We start from the raw sequence: 18492 nt of genomic DNA on the forward strand, positions 1-18492 counted from the left end.
CCGAGAATTTACTTAACTTTGAGATTGTGGCCTATTCACCCCAGAGGGTGAGATTGTAAGCTTTTAATATTATTATAGAAGGATTGAATTAAACGGCTGAATCAAAAAGGTGTATTATGTCCGATATCTTGGCGGTTTTGCCTTGAATCTTCATAACAACTCTATTGTCTAAGCCTATTTATGTTACGCCGAATTATTCAATTTTTCAAACGACTGATTCAACGCCTGTTTGGGAAACAGCCCTCTCCTCCATCCCCAACTTCCGAAGCCATTCCTACTCGGACAGATACGGAATATGAAGCACTGTTTCTGCAACTCTTGGACACAGTGCAACAAGGTGCTAGTCGGGGACAAGTTAAAGGCTGGTTGATTGGGAATAAAGTTCAAGAAGGGGAGTTAGTGGCTTGGTTACAACGCTTTGGAAACCGACTCCTACAAACACCTAGCCAACATGAAGAACTCGCACGACGAATGTTACTGTTAGCGAGTTTGGAAATTGGAGAAATAGGAGATATTTCAGCACGCATTGGGAGAAGTATCTTGGAACAGATAGCTCCACCAACAGAGTCAAAAATCTTAGATAACAGAGAAGCTTATCCAATTATTGATGCGGAATTTGCGGGTGATGGGGTAACGGTTCCCTCTCCTGCACAACCTTCAGAGAATGTTGGGGTGTATCCAATTATTGAAGCGGAATTTCTGGAAGATGGAGTAACGGTCTCAACGGAGGAAGAAACCCCAATTATTGAGGAACCTCTTGTTGATTATCAACCGGAAATTCTGCCAGAAGAAACCCCAATTATTGAGGAACCTCTTGTTGATTATCAACCGGAAATTCTGCCAGAAGAAATCCCAATTATTGAGGAACATCCTGTTAATTATCAACCGGAAATTCTGCCAGAAGAAACCCCAATTATTGAGGAACATCCTGTTAATTATCAACCGGAAATTCTGCCAGAAGAAATCCCAATTATTGAGGAACATCCTGTTAATTATCAACCGGAAATTCTGCCAGAAGAAACCCCAATTATTGAGGAACATCCTGTTAATTATCAACCGGAAATTCTGCCAGAAGAAACCCCAATTATTGAGGAACATCTTGTTAATTATCAACCGGAAATTCTGCCAGAAGAAACCCCAATTATTGAGGAACATCTTGTTAATTATCAACCGGAAATTCTGCCAGAAGAAACCCCAATTATTGAGAGAACTTCCTCTGAGGTAGAGGAATGGTTTGAACAAGGCATTAAACAAGATGCAGCCGGGGATTTTGAAGCTGCTTTACTATCCTTTAATACAGCAATTCAACTCCAACCCGATCATATTTGTGTTTGGTTTTATCGGGGTAATACTCTCAAAAGTTTAGGCCGACTTGAAGAAGCGTTAGACTCCTTTGAACAAGCGATTAGACTGCATCCAGAATATGCTGATGCTTGGAATAATCGCGGAAGTATCTTAGAGATTTTAAGCCGAATTGAAGAAGCCTTACAATCCTATGAACTGGCTCTGGAGTTAGAACCGAATGATGCCTATGTTTGGAATAATCGCGGAAATGTGTTGTCCGATTTAGGGAGATTAGAAGAAGCATTAGACTGTTATCAACAAGCCATTGAATTAGAACCCAACTATTTTAATGCCTTGTATAATCGAGGATTTTCTATGCTCAATTTAGGGAGATTAGAAGAAGGCTTAATTTCTTTTAATCAAGCTCTGGAATTGCAACCTAATGATGCAGATGTCTGGTATAATCTGGGTCTAACTTTGCAAGAGTTAGGGCAAACTGAAGAAGCCGTTGCAGCCTTTGAAAAAGCAAAAGAACTGCAACCCGATGAAGATGAAAGTTAACCCAATACAATAGGGTGCGTGATCCTTCGCTTCGCTCCCCACAGCGCACGCACTCTATTCGTAATATGAAGTCCTTAAATATTGGCTACAAATAATTGTCAGATGGCTAATCACTTTTTCTCACCCCCTATTCCCTATTTTCTTTTCCCTTCTGTTCCCGGTTCGTAATTCGTAATTCCCTATTCCCTATTCCCTATTCCCTATTCCCTGTTCCCTACTAGATCTTAAAAATAACCCTTGATTTTCTACCCAGAACACTGCACAATAGTTGAGGTTGAATATCCTAAAATCTTGTGAAACCTTCTGAGGACTTGCATTTTCAATCTTCTTTATCTTTTTCCATTCCTATAAGGATCGTGGCTGTTGTTGCGATCGCCTTTTCCCTCATTAGTTGTAGCAGTAAATCTGCCGAATGTACAAAACTGATTAGTGCTATTGGTGAAGGTCAAACCTTAGTGGTTAATCTCAGTCCTCAAGGGGATGCAATAACAACCCTAAAACTCTCACAACAATTAAATCAAATTTCTCAGGACATTGAAACCTTAAAAATTCAAGATAAACCTTTACAAACCATTCAAAAAAACGCTACCCAACAATTTAGAGACCTATCCAACAGCCTCAAACAACTCGGTGAAACCTTAACGACTGCGGAGAAAGCCTCTATTACCCCAGAGGGAAAACAACAACTCTTACAAGCGCAACAAACCGTCCAAGAAGTCGGAGAAAAAGCCAAACAAACTGCTTCTCAAAATGAAGCTTTATTTAAAGAATTAGTGAATTATTGCCCGAAGAAAGAAACCTGAACAGGGGTATTGACTATTGCCTTTTATTGAGTACCAAGTGCAGAGCCAGAAGCTAATGATTTCCCCTCCCCCTCCTCTTCTCCCCTTGCTCCCCTTTCCTTCTCCTTGTCCCTAATATTCAAGGTAATAAACTCTTAAGGCTCCATCCGGCAACTACCCCAATAAAAAATGCCCAGAGTTGACCTGTTTTCAAGATATGGTTCCAAGTTCTGACAAAATCAGCAACAATATCCACATCCACTTGTTGAGCTAAAATCGGGGCTTGGGTTATCAAGTCTAAACTGTGATAAAAACTATTAACTCCATCAATAGGATTCAGTATCAGAACCGTGATCATCAAGATTACCTCCGTTGTTGGGTTGAACTTGCAACACCACAAGGGTCATATCATCTCCATTTCGATTTCCTGAACCAATAAATTGTTGAACTTGTTCAAACAAATATTCCAGAATCAATTGGGGATTTCTACAATTTTGACACGCCCAATGAAAAGCTTTACTAAGATTTTCCTCATCAAAGCGATCGCCCCGTTGATTCATAGCATCGGTAAATCCATCCGTATAATAAATTAGGGTATCCCCAGGAGAAAGTTGGATTTGAGCTTCATAATAGCAACTATCCGCATCTAAACCAATCAACATTCCCAGAGTATCTAACCGTCGAATAGTATTCGTTGCTACTTGCCATAATAACGGGGGATGGTGAGCGGCATTGCTATAGGACAACATTCGAGTTGCCGGATCATATTCTGAATAGAATAACGTCACAAAGCGGTTAGAGTTTTCTAAATCCGCATACATGACTTGATTCAAATGCCCCAAAATTTGAGCCGGAGAATGGCGGTTTAGAACTTCAGCCCGCAGCATTCCCCGTGTCATGGTCATAATTAAACCCGCCGGAACTCCTTTACCCATGACATCCCCAATCACAATACTCCAGCGTTCATCCTGATGAATAGAGGGATGATCACCCCGTTTGTCAAAATTAGAGGGAATAAAATCATAATAATCCCCACCCACTCGGTTAGCCGTTTGACATTGGGCAGCAATATCTAAACCGGGGATAGTCGGGCATTTTCGAGGTAGTAATTGTAACTGAATTTCTGCCCCAATTTCTAACTCTCGATCTAAGCGTTCTTTTTCCCGCAGGGATGTTGCTAACTCATCATTAGCGATCGCAACGGCGGTTTGATCCGCGACTAATCGAATTAATTTTTGACGGGTCGGTGTCCAAACGTAATTGGCATCATGACTAAAAACATATAGCCGTCCCCGTTCCGTATTATTGACCAAAATTGGTGTGCCAAATAGCTGCACATCAGAACCCAGGTAGCGACTCACCTGATAATCTAAATTCGCTGTATAGGTTTGTAAAGCCGATTCAGACAAGTCTCCCAGGCTGGTTTTTGGCATCAACGAGATTTGTCGGGTCACAGTTTCAATTGCTTGTCGAATATCTTGACACTGGCGTCCTTCCTGACAATGGAGCCGTTGAAATCGGACTTGTCCGTTGGGTTTAAATAGGACTAATGCTCCCCCATCGGCATCTGTTACCCGACTGGCTACTAAGGGAGTTAACTCTAAAAATTGATTCAGGTTGTTGAAGCTACGCAGGGCATACCCCAAGGAACTTAACAACTCGTTCACGTTTTGCTGTTCTCGATGCAAACGCGCCACCAGTTCTTTCAGGGTGAAAACTGGTGTGGTCTCTGGTGTTGCAGAACCCGAAATCGAGTCAGCAAATTGATCGGAGCGTCTGGGTAGGGGCAAGGCTGTCATGTTCAGTTTGAGGGAACAGGGAACAGGGAACAGGGGGCAGGGAGCAGGGGGAGCAGGGGGAGCAGGGGGAGCAGTGACCGCAGGGGAGAAATAATTAATTTCTGACTTCTGACTGCTGACTGCTTCTTTGCACTCTGCACATTCTTCCCTCACACTTTACATCTTTCATATCTCTACCCACTTAAGAGGGCTTCAATGAACTCGTAGCTGGAAAAGGGGCGCAAATCTTCGATACTTTCCCCAACTCCGATAAATCGAATCGGTAAGCCGAGTTGTTGGACAATCGCTAGGGCAACACCACCTTTAGCAGTTCCATCAAGTTTTGTCAAGACCACCCCACTGAGTTGAGCAACTTCAGAAAAAACTTCCGCCTGTCGTAACCCATTTTGGCCCAAGGTAGAATCTAAAACTAATAATGATTGTATTTTGGCTTCTGGGGCGCGTTTATCAATCACTCGACGGATTTTATTGAGTTCCTCCATTAAATTCTTTTTATTTTGCAAGCGGCCGGCTGTATCAATAATTAATAATTCTGTATTTCGGGCTCTGGCTGCTTCAATGGCATCATAAACCACCGCCGCCGGATCGGTATTTTTTCCGGGGTTCGCCACGACTTCAACGCCACTGCGATCGCCCCAAACTTTCACCTGATCAACGGCTGCTGCTCGAAAGGTATCTCCAGCAGCAATTAAACACCGATAATCGGATTTTTGGGCTAAATGGGCAATTTTGCCAATCGTTGTGGTTTTCCCGGCTCCATTGACTCCGGTGACTAACCAAATATTTAAGGTATCTTTCTCTGGTGCAAAGGTAATGGGATACCCCTTTTCAAAGGGTTCTTCTAAAATTCCCCTTAAAATTTGTTTGAGATAAGCGATCGCTTGTTCTGGGGGTAAGGCTTCTTGGCGGAGTTTACTTTGTAACGCTTCAATCACGCGATCCGTTGCGGCTACACCCACATCCGCTTGTAATAGCATGGATTCAATTTCATCAACAGCTTGTTGATTTAAGGGGCCTTGACCAACAATCGCTTTTAATTGGTTGAGTAAGTTGCGTCGTGTCCGTCCTAACGCTTTCCAGAGTTTCTGTAACCAGGTAATTTCTTCTAAAGCAACTTCATCGGGACGACGACCTTGATCCGCTAAGACCTGGGCCGACCACATAAACATCTCATCAAACACCATTCCTGCGTTTGAGGATGCCGTTTCGCTGGGTTCGGGTTCTTCTTCCTCAATGGCGGTTTCTTTTAACCGTTCCACCCTGGCTTGACGTTCCGTAGCTGCTGTTGCCCAAAATGGCAAGGGTTCGGACGTTTCTAGGGTTTCTGACTGAGTTGTATCGGTTTGAGGGGTGACAACGGGTTCGGGTACTTTTACGTCCGTTTCAGCTACTTCTACAACCGTTTCAATACTCGCTTCCGCCTCTGGTATTTCTGGGGTTAAAACCGTTGGTTCAACTTCCGGCTCTGTGATAGCTTCGGGTTCAGGTTCAGGTTCAGGTTCGGGTTCAGGTTCAGGTTCGGGTTCGGGTTCAGGTTCGGGTTCCTGTTGTTTTTGAATATTTTGATAAGCCGCTTTTGCCCACTGTAAATAATCTTCAGCAATTTGAGGTGCGGGTGGAGACGCGCTCGTCTCTACGGCTGTTTCAGTCGGTTTCTCTACCTTTTCAGGTTCAGATTTAACCTCTGGTTGTGACTCCTGAGTTTGATCCGTTTTTTCATTAAATTGACGACGAAACCAATTAAATACCATAGGATTTATTTAATATTTGTTGGCTGGAATCAGTTATCAGTTATCAGTTATCAGTTATCAGTTATCAGGATAAGAGGGAACAGTTTGGGTTTTGAGAAATCCCCCTGAAATTATGATAGCTGTTGACGGTTAACTCTCAACTGTTAATTCTGGAACAGTCGTTTTTAATTTATCGACAAATCGACGTAGAACACCATTAATAAAGCGATAACTTTCTTCATCGCTGTAGCGTTTTGCCAGTTCAATCGCTTCATTAATTGCCACTTGTTCTTTTAAGTTTAAATACATTAATTCGGCAACGGCAATTCGTAAAATATCTCGATCAATACGGGCGAGTCGATTCAGTTGCCAATCTACCATAGCATCGGTTAACAACTGATCAATTTCAGCTTTATGGCTATTGACTTGAATTAAAATATCAAGGGCATAATCCCGGACTTCTTGTTGATTTGCCAGTTGAACTAATTCCGGTAATTCCAGGGCGGTACTTAAGCGATTAATCGCGCCTTGAACTAATTCAATGGCTTCATGTACCATCGCTCGTGCAATGTCTAAATCATTCGCCCGAATTTGGCTTCCTAAAAGGCGATCGCTACTGCGTTGTAACTCAGAAACAGCCGTTTCTAAAGATTCTTGACCTTCAGCAGTCAAGGTTCTGACAGCAGCAATTAAAACATCATGTAATTCTTGAGGTTCTAGGCGCTCTGAAGTTGCTGGGAGTTGACTAATTCCCAGTAAAGCGAGTTCACGAGCAGTACGACGAGCTTGCATAAGTTTAAGAATTTAAGAATAAGGAATAGGGAACCACAACATTAAAGAAGAATCCCTGAAAATTCAGGAAAAATTTAGAATTTTTCACACTTTAATGAGTGTAAAAACTTGAAATTGGAATCACCACTTTAGTCTAGTCAAAAAAATAAGGGGTTATTATTAGGGAATTTTCCCCAACCCTTGAACGTTTAATGAATCTAAACTCTAATCCGTTAATTTTCACTAATCCCAACGCCCTCATCTTCTAGGACAATAGATTGCAATCTATTTTCGCTGGGAAGAAGGGGTTCTAATTTAGGATTGGGTTTAGGAGGAAGAGCTTTTACCGATGAGGATGTTGAATTAACAATCCCACCAGATACGATAATTTTAAACGCATCTTCTACTGAAAGAGTGAGGTTGAGTACCTCATGTTCTGGAACAATAGCATACCATCCACTGGTGGGGTTCGGGGTAGTGGGAATAAACACACTCACCATTTCCTCAGACAATTCTGACTGGATATCGCGGTTGACCGAACCCGTTACAAAAGCCAGTGACCAAACTCCTCGACGGGGATATTCAACTAAAACCACACGACGAAATTTATCATTAGAATCTCGTAAAAGGGTTTCTAAAAGTTGTTTGAGAGTTTTGTAAACCGAACCCGCTAAGGGAATGGCTTGTAAGATTTTTTCGCTCACAGCCAAAAGCCACTGTCCAGCAATATTGCGAGCCATTAAACCGATAAATAATATCCCTAACAGGGGTACTGCCAACCCGACCAAAACATTAAGCAGGTTGACTAAAATCGGATGCAAACCATCAAAGGGATTAATTTGCTTAGGAATGCGGGTCAGAAACTCAATCACAGAACTGGAGATGGTGATGGTCAACCAAATCGTGGTTGCCAAAGGAATCACGACCAACAGACCTGCAATCAAGTCATTTTTTAAGTCCTGCTTCAAGCGTTGGAACACAGAGCGTCCACTCTCCTGTTTATCTAAGGGGCTGATACTTATTGTTAACGATTGTAAAGAATCATTGCAAGTACAAGCATTGTACCCAGGCTCCTCAACTCGGTCTGTACCACAAAATGGGTTCAAATCGATTTAAAAGGGTTGAGAGATAATTTATTTATTATGTCAGCTTTTGTATATTCTGAAACAAAAGTCGGTTTTCTCGTCAACTTCTGCGGCTTTCTGGTTTCAAAAGTCCTCCTCACCTTTTGTTCTTCCCGACAACCGACACCCAAATTTAACCACAAAAAAACGCCCTCCTTTCGGAGAGCGTCTTTTGTTAGCGTGGGTTAAAAATTAACCGTTGATAGAAGGGGCAACTAAAGCCACAGGAGTCAATGCACCGGATGCTAAATCTAAGGGGAAGTTATGGACGTTGCGTTCGTGCATGGCTTCAATCCCTAAGTTGGCACGGTTGATCACATCCGCCCAGGTATTGATCACGCGACCTTCTGAATCCAGTAAGGACTGGTTAAAGTTAAAACCATTCAGATTGAAAGCGAAGCAAGCCACCGCCAGAGAGGCACACCAGATGCCCACTACAGGCCAAGCTCCCAATAAGAAGTGTAAGCTGCGGCTGTTGTTGAAACTGGCATATTGGAAGATTAAACGTCCAAAGTAACCGTGGGCTGCAACAATATTGTAGGTTTCTCCTTCTTGACCGAATTTGTAACCACAGTTTAAAGATTCGTTTTCGGTGGTTTCACGAACTAAAGAAGAAGTCACTAACGATCCGTGCATTGCACAGAATAAAGCACCACCAAAAATTCCCATTACACCCAACATATGTAAGGGGTGCATTAAAACGTTATGTTCGGCTTGCAGAACGAGCATAAAGTTGAATGTGCCGGAAATTCCCAGGGGTAAACCATCGGAGAAAGAACCTTGACCGATGGAATAAATCAGCAACACCGCAGTTGCAGCCGCCACAGGAGCACTATAGGCAACGGCGATCCAAGGTCTCATTCCTAAGCGATAGGAGAGTTCCCACTCTCGACCCATGTAACAAAAGATGCCGATCAGGAAGTGAAAGACAATCAATTGGTAAGGGCCACCGTTATAAAGCCATTCATCGACGTTAGCGGCTTCCCAGATGGGATAAAAGTGCAAACCAATTGCATTGGAACTCGGTACCACCGCAGCCGAGATGATGTTATTTCCGTAGAGCAGTGAACCGGACACGGGTTCGCGGATGCCGTCGATATCAACGGGGGGTGCAGCAACGAAAGCCAGAACGAAACAGATGGTAGCAGCAAGCAGAGTTGGAATCATCAGAATCCCAAACCAACCCACATAGAGGCGGTTTTCGGTGCTGGTGATCCAGTTGCACAACCGCTCCCATGGGTTTCCTCTTAACTGCTGTTGAATGGTTGTTGTCATTGGAGTTATGTATTGCGTATGTATTTTTCGAGGTTCGGTGTCTCGTTATTTGGTTTTATAACCATATAGTTATAATAACCTACTGTTAAAGATTTGTCGAGCCGTTTATATTAATATTTCCTTGTATTGAAGTTTTTTATATTAAAAAAAGTAATATGATTGCACACCCGACACCCTACTTAACAGGCAAGATGCCTGTTCCACGCTATACCATTTCTTCCAGTTCCTTACCTCGTGTTTCCTTGATGAGTAGGAGAACAAAAAATAGAGAAATCGCCGCCGCCGTTGCATATAAACCGTAAGCAAACCCTAACCCCACATCCTTAAGGGGCGGAAACGTTGTGGAGACCACGAAATTAGCGATCCATTGGGCTGTAGCTGCCACGGAAAGAGCGGCACCGCGAATCCGATTATTAAACATTTCTCCTAACATCACCCACACCACCGGCCCCCAAGAAAAGCCGAAACAAAAAACGTAGATATTCGCAGCGAATAGGGCAATGAGTCCAGCGTTTCCGGTTAAATTGGGATTTCCAGCCGCATCTAGGGGCGCACTTCCAAACACAGTCGCCAGAGTTCCTAACGTGATGGTCATGCCAATCGAACCCAGAATCAATAACGGTTTGCGGCCAAACTTATCCACCACAGAAATAGCAACGAGGGTAGTAATAATATTGGTCACACTGGTAATTACCGTAATCCACAAAGAATCCTGTTCAGAAAAGCCCACAGCTTGCCACAACACACTGCTGTAATAGAAAATTACGTTAATTCCCACTAACTGTTGCAGCACGGATAACCCTGTTCCGATCCATACCACAGGTAATAGTCCGTGACGACCCAGCAAATCTGACAATCGAGGCTTGGTTTCTCGCACCACCGAAGCCCGGATTTCCATCACTTTAGTTTGAGTATCTCCCCCAACCACTCGCGCTAAGATCACCTCAGCTTCTGCTTCTCGACCTTGAGCGACTAAATAACGGGGAGATTCAGGAATTTTCAATGATCCAATTCCGTAGAGGATAGCCGGAGGGATCTCTGTCCAAAACATCCAACGCCAAGCCGGAATATTAAACCAAAACGGGGCTTCGGCACTTCCAGCCCCTAACGCAATAAAATAGTCACAAAGTAACGCGGCAAAAATACCGATCACAATCGCAAGTTGTTGGAGAGAACCGAGGCGACCCCGCAGATGGGCTGGTGAGACTTCTGCAATATAAGCTGGAGCAATTACACTCGCCGCCCCAACGGCTAACCCGCCCACTAATCGCCAAACCATGAAATCCCAAATGGTGAATGCAATACCAGAGCCCACCGCACTCATTAAGAACAGTCCAGCAGCCGAGATCATGACTTTAATTCGTCCGTAGCGATCAGCGATCTGGCCCGCAAAGAAGGCTCCGACGGCTGACCCCAATAAAGCAGAAGAGACTGCCAATCCGATTTGTGAACTATTGGCTTGAAACTCTTTCCCTAATGCTCCGACAGCACCATTAATGACGGCGGTATCAAAACCAAATAAGAAACCGCCAAGGGCTGCCACAATTGCCAGCATCAGCACATAATAAGCACTGGGTTGATTTAAAGCAGGAGGATGGTGAACCGTCATTTTTTTTGTTAAGGTTCATTAATTTGTGGCTATAGAAATATTGTTTCAGTTCCACAGGTAGACGCACATCAATCTTTAGACTTATCTTTCTGAAACCTATCTTTTTCTTTTGGTGAAGAAATATTAGCAATTCTCAGTGATACCCAACTTCGAGAAAATATTATTAACAATGCTTTTGTCTGCGCCCAACAATAGGATTAGGATGAGATGGAAGTCATGCTATTGAGAGAGGAAAGGCTCAACGATGATAGTTTACCTTATAAAAGAAATGATTGGTCTATCATACTATCTGCTCTGGAAATGCGCTCTCATGGCTGGAAGAGTGCATTTTTATTGTGAATTTATCTTAAATGAAAGGGTTATTTTAAATTCAGAAAATGATTTAAGGCAAGAACGACTTTTGGGGGCCATCGTCTAACGGTTTTCACCCAATCAATATTTTTATATCGGGGATCAAGTCCAACTACAGCTACCCAATTACTTTCCGCTTCTCCGGGTTTTCCCATATCCCATAAACAGGCGGTTAATGCGGCTCGCATATCGGCAAAATTGGGATATTTCCGCACTAAATTTTTCATGATTTTAATCGCTGCTTCCGGTTGTCCGACTTGATATAATGTTAAGGCATAATTGGCACGGGCAAAGGAATAGTTTTTATCTAAATCACTGGCGGTTTGATAATCTAAAAGGGCTTCTTCCCATTTTCCTAATCCTGCTTCAGCATTCCCTCGATTATTATAGGCGATCGCATCATTGGGGTTTATTTCTAAGACTTTATTATAGTCTGCAATCGCTTTTTCCCATTCTCCTAATCCTTCATAGGCGACTCCTCGGTTTAAATAGGAATCAGGAAAATCAGGTGCTAATTCTAGGGATTGATTATAATCAGAAATCGCTTCATGAAGTTTATTTTGACTGACTCTAACATTGCCTCGGTTACTCCACATCGCCGGATTTTGGGGATATTGATTAATAATTTCTGTCCAGTAGGTTTCTGCTTGAGCAAATTCACCGGTTTGAGTGGCTGTAAACGCTTGCTGAAGCATCCCATCCAAAGTGGAAGACAGGGGTAGATTTTCGGCCCACAGAGGGGCGACATTTCCCCAAGTCAGGACGAGGATACTCAATAATAGAGTTAAACTCAGGCAAAATTGGCGAATTTTAGGCATGAACTGAAATAAGCAAGCTGAAATAACACCATTGTACTCAAAGGGGGGGTAAAATCCTTGCTGAAGGATGGGGTAGTCCGTGGACTGTATTTACACACCCTATGGGGAATTTTATCCTTTTCAGTGCCATCTCGTGAGACAATAAGATGTTAACTCTTAAATGAATAAAGGTTTAACAAGACAATATGGTCGCTAAAATTCAGTTTTCAAGAGGTATTGATGAAGATGCAATTCCTGATGTGCGCCTAACTCGTTCACGAGATGGGAGTCAAGGAACAGCAACATTTTATTTCCTCAATCCTAAAGCATTAGCGGATGATTCTACGGAAGAAATCACGGGAATGTATATGATTGATGATGATGGGGAAATCATAACCCGTGAGGTTAAAGCTAAGTTTATTAATGGAAAACCTACGGAAATTGAAGCGATCCATTTAATGAAATCTCCCGAAGAATGGGAACGTTTTATGTTGTTTATGAAACGTTATGCAGAAGCGAATGGGTTAGAATTTAGTAAATCCTAATTTCTCAGGAGTTAGAAGTTAAATTCTATAAGAAATAGAGAAAGTTTGGCTTCTAACTTCTCATCGGTGTTGTTCTGGATCTACAGTTTATGAATTCAACCATTCCTCATCCAGATAGTTCAGAAATTCAGGTTAATTGTGCTGTCATTACAGTCAGTGATACTCGCACTCCAGAAACGGATAAAAGCGGCCAATTAATTCAGCAGTTTTTACAGAATGCAGGTTATCCTATTCGGCATTATCAAATTGTTAAAGATGAACCGACGGAAATCACAGAATTATTGAAAACCCTATGTCAAATTCCTGAACTGAATGCTTGTATTTTCAATGGGGGTACGGGAATTTCGCCACGAGATACCACCTATGATGCCATTGAGACATTATTAGAAAAAACCTTACCCGGTTTTGGGGAAATTTTTAGAACATTGAGTTATGCTGAAATAGGCTCAAGGGCGATGGCTTCTCGTGCTGTTGCTGGCGTTTGTCAAGGAAAATTAATTTTTTCAGTTCCAGGGTCTTCTAATGCAGTGAAGTTAGCAATGGAACAATTAATTATACCCGAATTAGCTCATTTAGTTAAAGTCTTAAATCAATAGAAATTTTGTTTCTGAAGTCTATCTTTTTCTTAAATTTAATATGAAATCCTTCAATCGACGCTACAGATTATAACCCTAAACCCCACATAGAGACGCGCCTGGGCGAAGCTATGCCGAAGGCTATTGGCGCGTCTCTACACAATACGGATGCGTAACAAACATTTAAGGATTTCATATAAGATTACCTTCTCAAGCAACACGGGTATAAATACTTTTTCCCTGACCAAAATAAGAATCGTAAACGTGTTGATATACCTCTTGACATTTCTGCTGATATAATTCCGTTGAGTAACGCTGGGGTAAGCGATCTAAAATCTCCTCAACTGTTAGTTGTACCGCCGCACGGGTTCGCTGTCGCTTGCGCCAGTCCAACACCAATTTTTCCCGTTTGAGGGTTTCTAATAACTGTTGGGCGACCTTCTTAACGTCTTGCTTCTCTTTTTCTGTTAAATCAATATTGGGTTTCGTCAGTAAATCTAAAATTGCTAATTCTTCCTCTTCCAGATTTTCCGAAATAGCCCGTTGATCTTCAATATTTAATTCTTGGGCAAATTCTACTAAATCTTGAAAGAATGTTTCGATATTGCGACAACCTGCATTATATTCATCTATCATTTGCTGAAACTTGTTTAAATAATTCATCCGGCTTTTATTAAGATTAACCATCTGGGTTAGCTTGATGCTAATTTGTCCTTTAAGTTTTTCGGCTTCCGTGCGTTGATAACCTGTGGCAAATTTAGCCTTCAATGCTTCAAAATCAACTTGACTTAAATCGATGATTTGTTCAGATTCAGAAATCACATATTTTAAAGTTCCAATGGATTGATCTAAAATTTCCTCAACGGCTTGTTTCACTTCTGAGATATCGACTGCTGGTGTTAACGAACGAATGCGATCGCTAATTACAGTAAATAGATACTGCATTGAGGTAAAATCATCAGCAACGGGATCAGGTAGAATTGCTTTATACAGTTTAATTACATTTCTAACGAGGGCAAAATAACGCTGTTTGGATTCCTCATTAATTAGAATAGCTTCTCCTGCATCACAGATTAATTTAATGCGTTCAAATACTGGCGCAGATTGCAGTTTTTCTAAATTAATTTCTCGTTCTGTACAAAAATTAGTCGCTTCTAATATTGCCTTTCGCAACTCTTCTATTAATGCCGTTTTTGCTTGTACTGGGGTGTCTCCTTCTTGGACTCCTCCGCCAGAAGCTGAACCATAAATGGCTAAGGCTTTTTGCAAGTTGCAAAATACGCCAATATAATCAACAATTAACCCATTAACTTTATCTTTAAATACCCGATTTGCTCTGGCGATGGTTTGCATTAAGGTATGGTTCAACATCGGTTTATCGAGGTAAATGGTTGAACAACTGGGAACATCAAAACCCGTAATCCACATCGCACAAACAAACACAATTCGCAGGGGATGATCTGCATCTTTGAATTTTTCGTCTAATTCTTCATTAACTAACCGTTTTCGGTGGGGTTGAATGTCTAAATTTTTTTTCTGAAATGCGTCTATTTCATTCTGAGATTGAGAAATGATCACCGCCATATCGGTTGTTTGCATATAATTAATCTGTGCTTCCAGACGTTCTCGTTCTGGGGCTTCTGCGGTGTCTAATTGACTTTGTAAGGTGGTTAAATATTGTTGCCAATATGCCTGTACTTTGTTGTACATTTTAACGGCTGTAAAGCGGTCAATGGAAATCACCATTGCTTTTCCTTGGTGTCCCCGTCCTAAAAAATGAGTAACAATATCTTGGGCAATTGTTTCTAACCGTTCATCACGGGTAATTAAATGATATTCCCGCGAAAATTCCCGTTCTAATTTATGTTCTGCTTCTTCATCTAAATTAGCAGATTCTATCGCGTAGGCTATATTTTCATTGACTTCTGTATTGGTTATTTGTAATTGTGGAATGCGGTTTTCATAATATAATGGAACTGTGGCGTTATCTTCGATGGATTGTTTGAAATTATAAACACTAATATAATCGCCAAACTCTCGTTTAGTGGCTTCTTCTCCAATCATTAAGGGTGTACCCGTAAAACCAATAAATCCAGCGTTGGGTAAGGCGCGTCTCATATTTTTTGCAAAGGTATCATATTGGCTGCGGTGGGCTTCATCTGCGATAACAATCACATCTTCTCGGTCGGAAAGTTGCGGATAGTTTTCGCCTTTAGCGGTGCGGAATTTCTGAATTAATGTAAAAATATAACGGTGATCTTCTTGTAACAGTTGTTTTAAATGGTCGCTACTTTTCGCCCTAACTTCTTTTTCGGGTTCGGTAACAGCGCCCGTTTTGGCGAAATTTTTATAAATTTGGTTGTCTAAATCATCTCGGTCGGTGATAATAACAAACGTCCAATTTCCGGTAATTTGGCGATGCACTTTTTGAGAAAAGAACTGCATCGAAAAGCTTTTACCGCTTCCTTGGGTATGCCAAAATACCCCTAAACGTCCTTGATTTTCCCGAATTTGTTTAACGGCTTCTATGGCATTATTAACACCGAGATATTGATGATTTTTGGCGACAAGTTTAATAATTTGCCCTTTTTCTTCACTAAATAACGTAAAGTTTTCGATAATATCTAATAATTTATTTTTCTCGCAGGTTCCCCGAATCATGGTATCGAGAGAAATAATCCCTGTTTCCCCTTCTGAGTTGATTTTTTTCCATTCGGCGAAGTGTTCCCAATTGGCGGTAACGCTACCAATACGGCTATCTGACCCATTGGAGAAGATAACAATTCCGTTATACCAAAACAGTTGAGGAATAGTGTTTCTATAATCACAGAAGTTATCCTGATAAGCTAAATCTAAGCGTTTATAATGGGCTTTTAATTCAATAAATAATAGGGGAATTCCGTTTACAAAACCAATTAAATCAGCGCGGCGAGTGTACATTTCCCCGGATACCCAGAATTGAGAGGCGAGGAAAAAGTCGTTTTCCGTTGGGGTTTTCCAGTTGATAATTTGGACTTTTTCGGTAATTTCTTCGTTGTCGGTGTTGCGGTAGGTGACGTTTACGCCATCTTTGAGGAGTTTATAAATTTCGCGGTTAGCGTTAGCGAGGCTTAAGGCGCTTCTGTCACTAATGAGTTTTTCAATAGCAAGGTTAATGGCTTCGGTGGGGAGGGTGGGGTTGAGTTTTTCTAAGGCGGGGCGCAGTTTGGAAATTAGCACAACTTCGGCTTTTGTTTCTCGTCCTAATGTGCTGTTATTGCCGATTTTTTCAGAATAGCAATTAGCGGTGGTATAGCCGAGTTGTTCAAAAAGTTTAAGGGTTTCGAGTTCTAGGGCTGGTTCTGAGTCTGGGTTAAGCATATTAATTTTAAAGGTTAGATTTTAGGCATTTTCGGGGTAGTCGATTTTAAGCTGGTAGGTCATAGGGGAATAATGGGGTTTGTAATTAGTGGTTTAAGCAGCAATGTTTCCGGTGTTGATGTCGAGGTTTTCAACATCTATTTCACCGGAGATGAGTTTGGGGAGGAGGAGATCGCGGGTTTGGCGAAGATTTGCATTTTTAAGCTTCAGATGTTTAACCTAAGTTAAAAGACTATCGATAATGTTGTTAAATTGTTTCAATAGTATTTCTCTGGGGACAATTACAGGAATACGATTTAGATTAGTTTGGTTAATTTTAGGTTGGGCTGCACCTGTAATGTATCCAGAAATATCTAAATCTGACATAAATAAGTACAAATAATTTGTTGATATTGGTTCTTTTCCCTGGATAACATGAGTATGATTGTTAGCCCAAAATTTTTCATCAACTAATTGTAGAACAGGATGCCTATCTTTTGTAATTACACTGCCATCTTCTGCCACTAATAAATATCTACCTTCAAAAATATAGTTATTGATGTAATCAAAAATTTTAGCCGCACCATAGTATGGATATTTCCCCTGAATCTTAGCTCTCTGGAGCGATGAAAGAGGCTTCCTTTTCTTGTCAAAATTCAGTGAGACTTCGCCGAAATTTTTAACTTCCCAACCTTCAGGAATTAAACCCAATTCTGAATCAACCATTTTGACTTGTTCGTGTCCGGGGAAACGGAAGTTAACGAACCATTCACGATAGAGCGATCGCGCCATTTCTTCTAATATCTTTATTCGCCGCGTATTGTTTTCGATTAGGTCATCATAAGTTGAGAGAATAGCAGCAATTTTGCGTTGTATTGGGAGAGGAGGAAACCTAACAGGGATTGTATGAATATGGTTTCTGTTCAATGTTGGATTTGCTGCACCACAATCATACTGCTCTAAATGTAGAGTTTGAAGGAAATAGTATGCAAACTTTTCATGGTTTCCGTGAAAATCTTTTACCCAAAGCGTAGTGTCAGTCGGCCAAAAATCCTGAGTAGCAAAAAAAACCGTACCCAGGGTTCCTTTTCTACCTATAACAACACCAGGAGCTTTCACTTTAAAATCGCTATGTTTACCACCAAAGCCAGATGAAAAAATTACATCATATTTTCCAGGTGTTAATTCTTTCTTGGTGATATCAAAGCCTCTTTGAAAGGTAATTAATTCACCTAGATTTGCTTCTTTCCAATTCATTAAATTTATCCTTTTCCCTCATTAACTTTTAAGAACTAGCATCAATGACCAACTGTTTAAACAAAGAAACTGAAATAATTTTAGTATCTTCCCAGGTTTTTACTTCAGTTAAATCTCTATCTCCTGTAATCAAAAAATCAGCCTTAGCCACCACAGCACAAGCCAGAAACTTAGCATCTTTTCTATCTCTAGGGAAATCTACCTCAACATTTACTTCTAAAACTGTAGTAAATTGCTCTATAAAAGTTAACCACTCTGTCCGTATTTCTTCCGTTAAAGGAAACTTGGGACGATTTAAAACTTCCTTGTATTCAGTTAAAATCTCTGGTGATATAATCCATTCATAATTAGGATGATCAGCCACAAACTGAATCACAATTCTCGGATTGCGTCCTTTTAGAACAGCAGATACTAAGACATTGGTATCAATAATAACTTTCATTCTCCTCTACGATAAGCCTCAATTTCTGCGGTAATTTCTTCTTCAGTAATATCTTCTACTCCTGGTAAAGCCTGGGTGCGGTCAAATAATTCTCGTAACTTTCGACTCATTTCTGCACGGGGATTTTCTTCTGCTAAAATAATCACCTCTACTCGCTGTCCAGGTTGAAAAGGTAAATCTGATAAAATCACCTGTTTCGGGTCTTCTATCGTGATGTAAGCTTTATAAGCATTCATAAATAGTTCCTCTTA

16 protein-coding genes are annotated in these 18492 nt (G+C 41.2%); 4 read left to right on the plus strand and 12 right to left on the minus strand.

All coding sequences use genetic code 11. The features are described 5' to 3' along the window. Positions 1–180 precede the first annotated feature (180 nt). Positions 181–1845: a tetratricopeptide repeat protein gene (locus NMK36_RS14125; protein WP_254174004.1), complete on the plus strand. Its 1665-nt coding sequence runs from the start codon at positions 181–183 to the stop codon at positions 1843–1845. 293 nt (positions 1846–2138) lie between these two features. After that, positions 2139–2648 (plus strand): hypothetical protein, encoded by a 510-nt coding sequence (locus tag NMK36_RS14130; RefSeq protein ID WP_072720644.1) that lies wholly within the window; start codon positions 2139–2141, stop codon positions 2646–2648. A 118-nt stretch (positions 2649–2766) separates the two neighbouring features. Here the strand turns inward: NMK36_RS14130 and NMK36_RS14135 are convergent, their stop codons facing one another. From NMK36_RS14135 to NMK36_RS14170, 8 genes are all read right to left on the minus strand, one after another. Further along, on the minus strand, positions 2767–2985 hold the full coding sequence (locus NMK36_RS14135; RefSeq protein WP_083580112.1) for a hypothetical protein: 219 nt from the start codon (positions 2983–2985) through the stop codon (positions 2767–2769). Beyond that, complete coding sequence (locus NMK36_RS14140) at positions 2954–4426, minus strand: GAF domain-containing SpoIIE family protein phosphatase (protein WP_072721160.1); 1473 nt, start codon at positions 4424–4426, stop codon at positions 2954–2956. Before NMK36_RS14140 ends, NMK36_RS14135 begins: the two co-directional genes overlap by 32 nt. Positions 4427–4599: 173 nt before the next feature. Further along, positions 4600–6177: a signal recognition particle-docking protein FtsY gene (gene ftsY / locus NMK36_RS14145; protein ID WP_072720645.1), complete on the minus strand. Its 1578-nt coding sequence runs from the start codon at positions 6175–6177 to the stop codon at positions 4600–4602. A 129-nt stretch (positions 6178–6306) separates the two neighbouring features. Beyond that, complete coding sequence (nusB, locus tag NMK36_RS14150) at positions 6307–6948, minus strand: transcription antitermination factor NusB (RefSeq protein ID WP_072720646.1); 642 nt, start codon at positions 6946–6948, stop codon at positions 6307–6309. A gap of 212 nt (positions 6949–7160) precedes the next feature. After that, the gene (locus NMK36_RS14155) at positions 7161–7907 is read right to left on the minus strand and encodes a DUF502 domain-containing protein (RefSeq protein ID WP_072720647.1); all 747 of its coding nucleotides are present in this window, start codon (positions 7905–7907) and stop codon (positions 7161–7163) included. 336 nt (positions 7908–8243) lie between these two features. Further along, positions 8244–9326 (minus strand): photosystem II q(b) protein, encoded by a 1083-nt coding sequence (gene psbA / locus NMK36_RS14160; protein WP_254174005.1) that lies wholly within the window; start codon positions 9324–9326, stop codon positions 8244–8246. Positions 9327–9531: 205 nt separating this feature from the next. Further along, on the minus strand, positions 9532–10935 hold the full coding sequence (locus NMK36_RS14165) for a sugar porter family MFS transporter (protein WP_072720649.1): 1404 nt from the start codon (positions 10933–10935) through the stop codon (positions 9532–9534). A 359-nt stretch (positions 10936–11294) separates the two neighbouring features. Beyond that, positions 11295–12104 (minus strand): tetratricopeptide repeat protein, encoded by an 810-nt coding sequence (locus NMK36_RS14170; RefSeq protein WP_072720650.1) that lies wholly within the window; start codon positions 12102–12104, stop codon positions 11295–11297. Positions 12105–12289: 185 nt separating this feature from the next. Between NMK36_RS14170 and psb28 the strand changes: the two genes are divergently transcribed. Together psb28 and NMK36_RS14180 are read left to right on the plus strand one after the other, a co-directional pair. Continuing rightward, positions 12290–12628 (plus strand): photosystem II reaction center protein Psb28, encoded by a 339-nt coding sequence (psb28, locus tag NMK36_RS14175; protein WP_072720651.1) that lies wholly within the window; start codon positions 12290–12292, stop codon positions 12626–12628. 89 nt (positions 12629–12717) lie between these two features. After that, positions 12718–13224, plus strand: coding sequence for a MogA/MoaB family molybdenum cofactor biosynthesis protein (locus tag NMK36_RS14180; protein WP_254174006.1), 507 nt, complete (start codon positions 12718–12720; stop codon positions 13222–13224). 189 nt (positions 13225–13413) lie between these two features. Here the strand turns inward: NMK36_RS14180 and NMK36_RS14185 are convergent, their stop codons facing one another. The 4 genes from NMK36_RS14185 to NMK36_RS14200 form a co-directional block, all read right to left on the minus strand. Continuing rightward, positions 13414–16563: a type I restriction endonuclease subunit R gene (locus NMK36_RS14185; RefSeq protein WP_254174007.1), complete on the minus strand. Its 3150-nt coding sequence runs from the start codon at positions 16561–16563 to the stop codon at positions 13414–13416. A gap of 219 nt (positions 16564–16782) precedes the next feature. Beyond that, positions 16783–17799 (minus strand): restriction endonuclease subunit S, encoded by a 1017-nt coding sequence (locus NMK36_RS14190; RefSeq protein ID WP_254174008.1) that lies wholly within the window; start codon positions 17797–17799, stop codon positions 16783–16785. Between the two features lie 28 nt (positions 17800–17827). Continuing rightward, positions 17828–18241: a putative toxin-antitoxin system toxin component, PIN family gene (locus NMK36_RS14195; protein WP_072720655.1), complete on the minus strand. Its 414-nt coding sequence runs from the start codon at positions 18239–18241 to the stop codon at positions 17828–17830. Further along, a complete protein-coding gene (locus tag NMK36_RS14200; RefSeq protein ID WP_072720656.1) occupies positions 18238–18477 on the minus strand; it encodes a hypothetical protein in 240 nt (79 codons plus the stop codon). The genes NMK36_RS14195 and NMK36_RS14200 overlap by 4 nt, the downstream gene beginning before the upstream one ends. Positions 18478–18492 lie beyond the last annotated feature (15 nt).

Source organism: Planktothrix pseudagardhii, from assembly GCF_904830925.1.
GTDB classification, from domain to species: domain Bacteria; phylum Cyanobacteriota; class Cyanobacteriia; order Cyanobacteriales; family Microcoleaceae; genus Planktothrix; species Planktothrix tepida.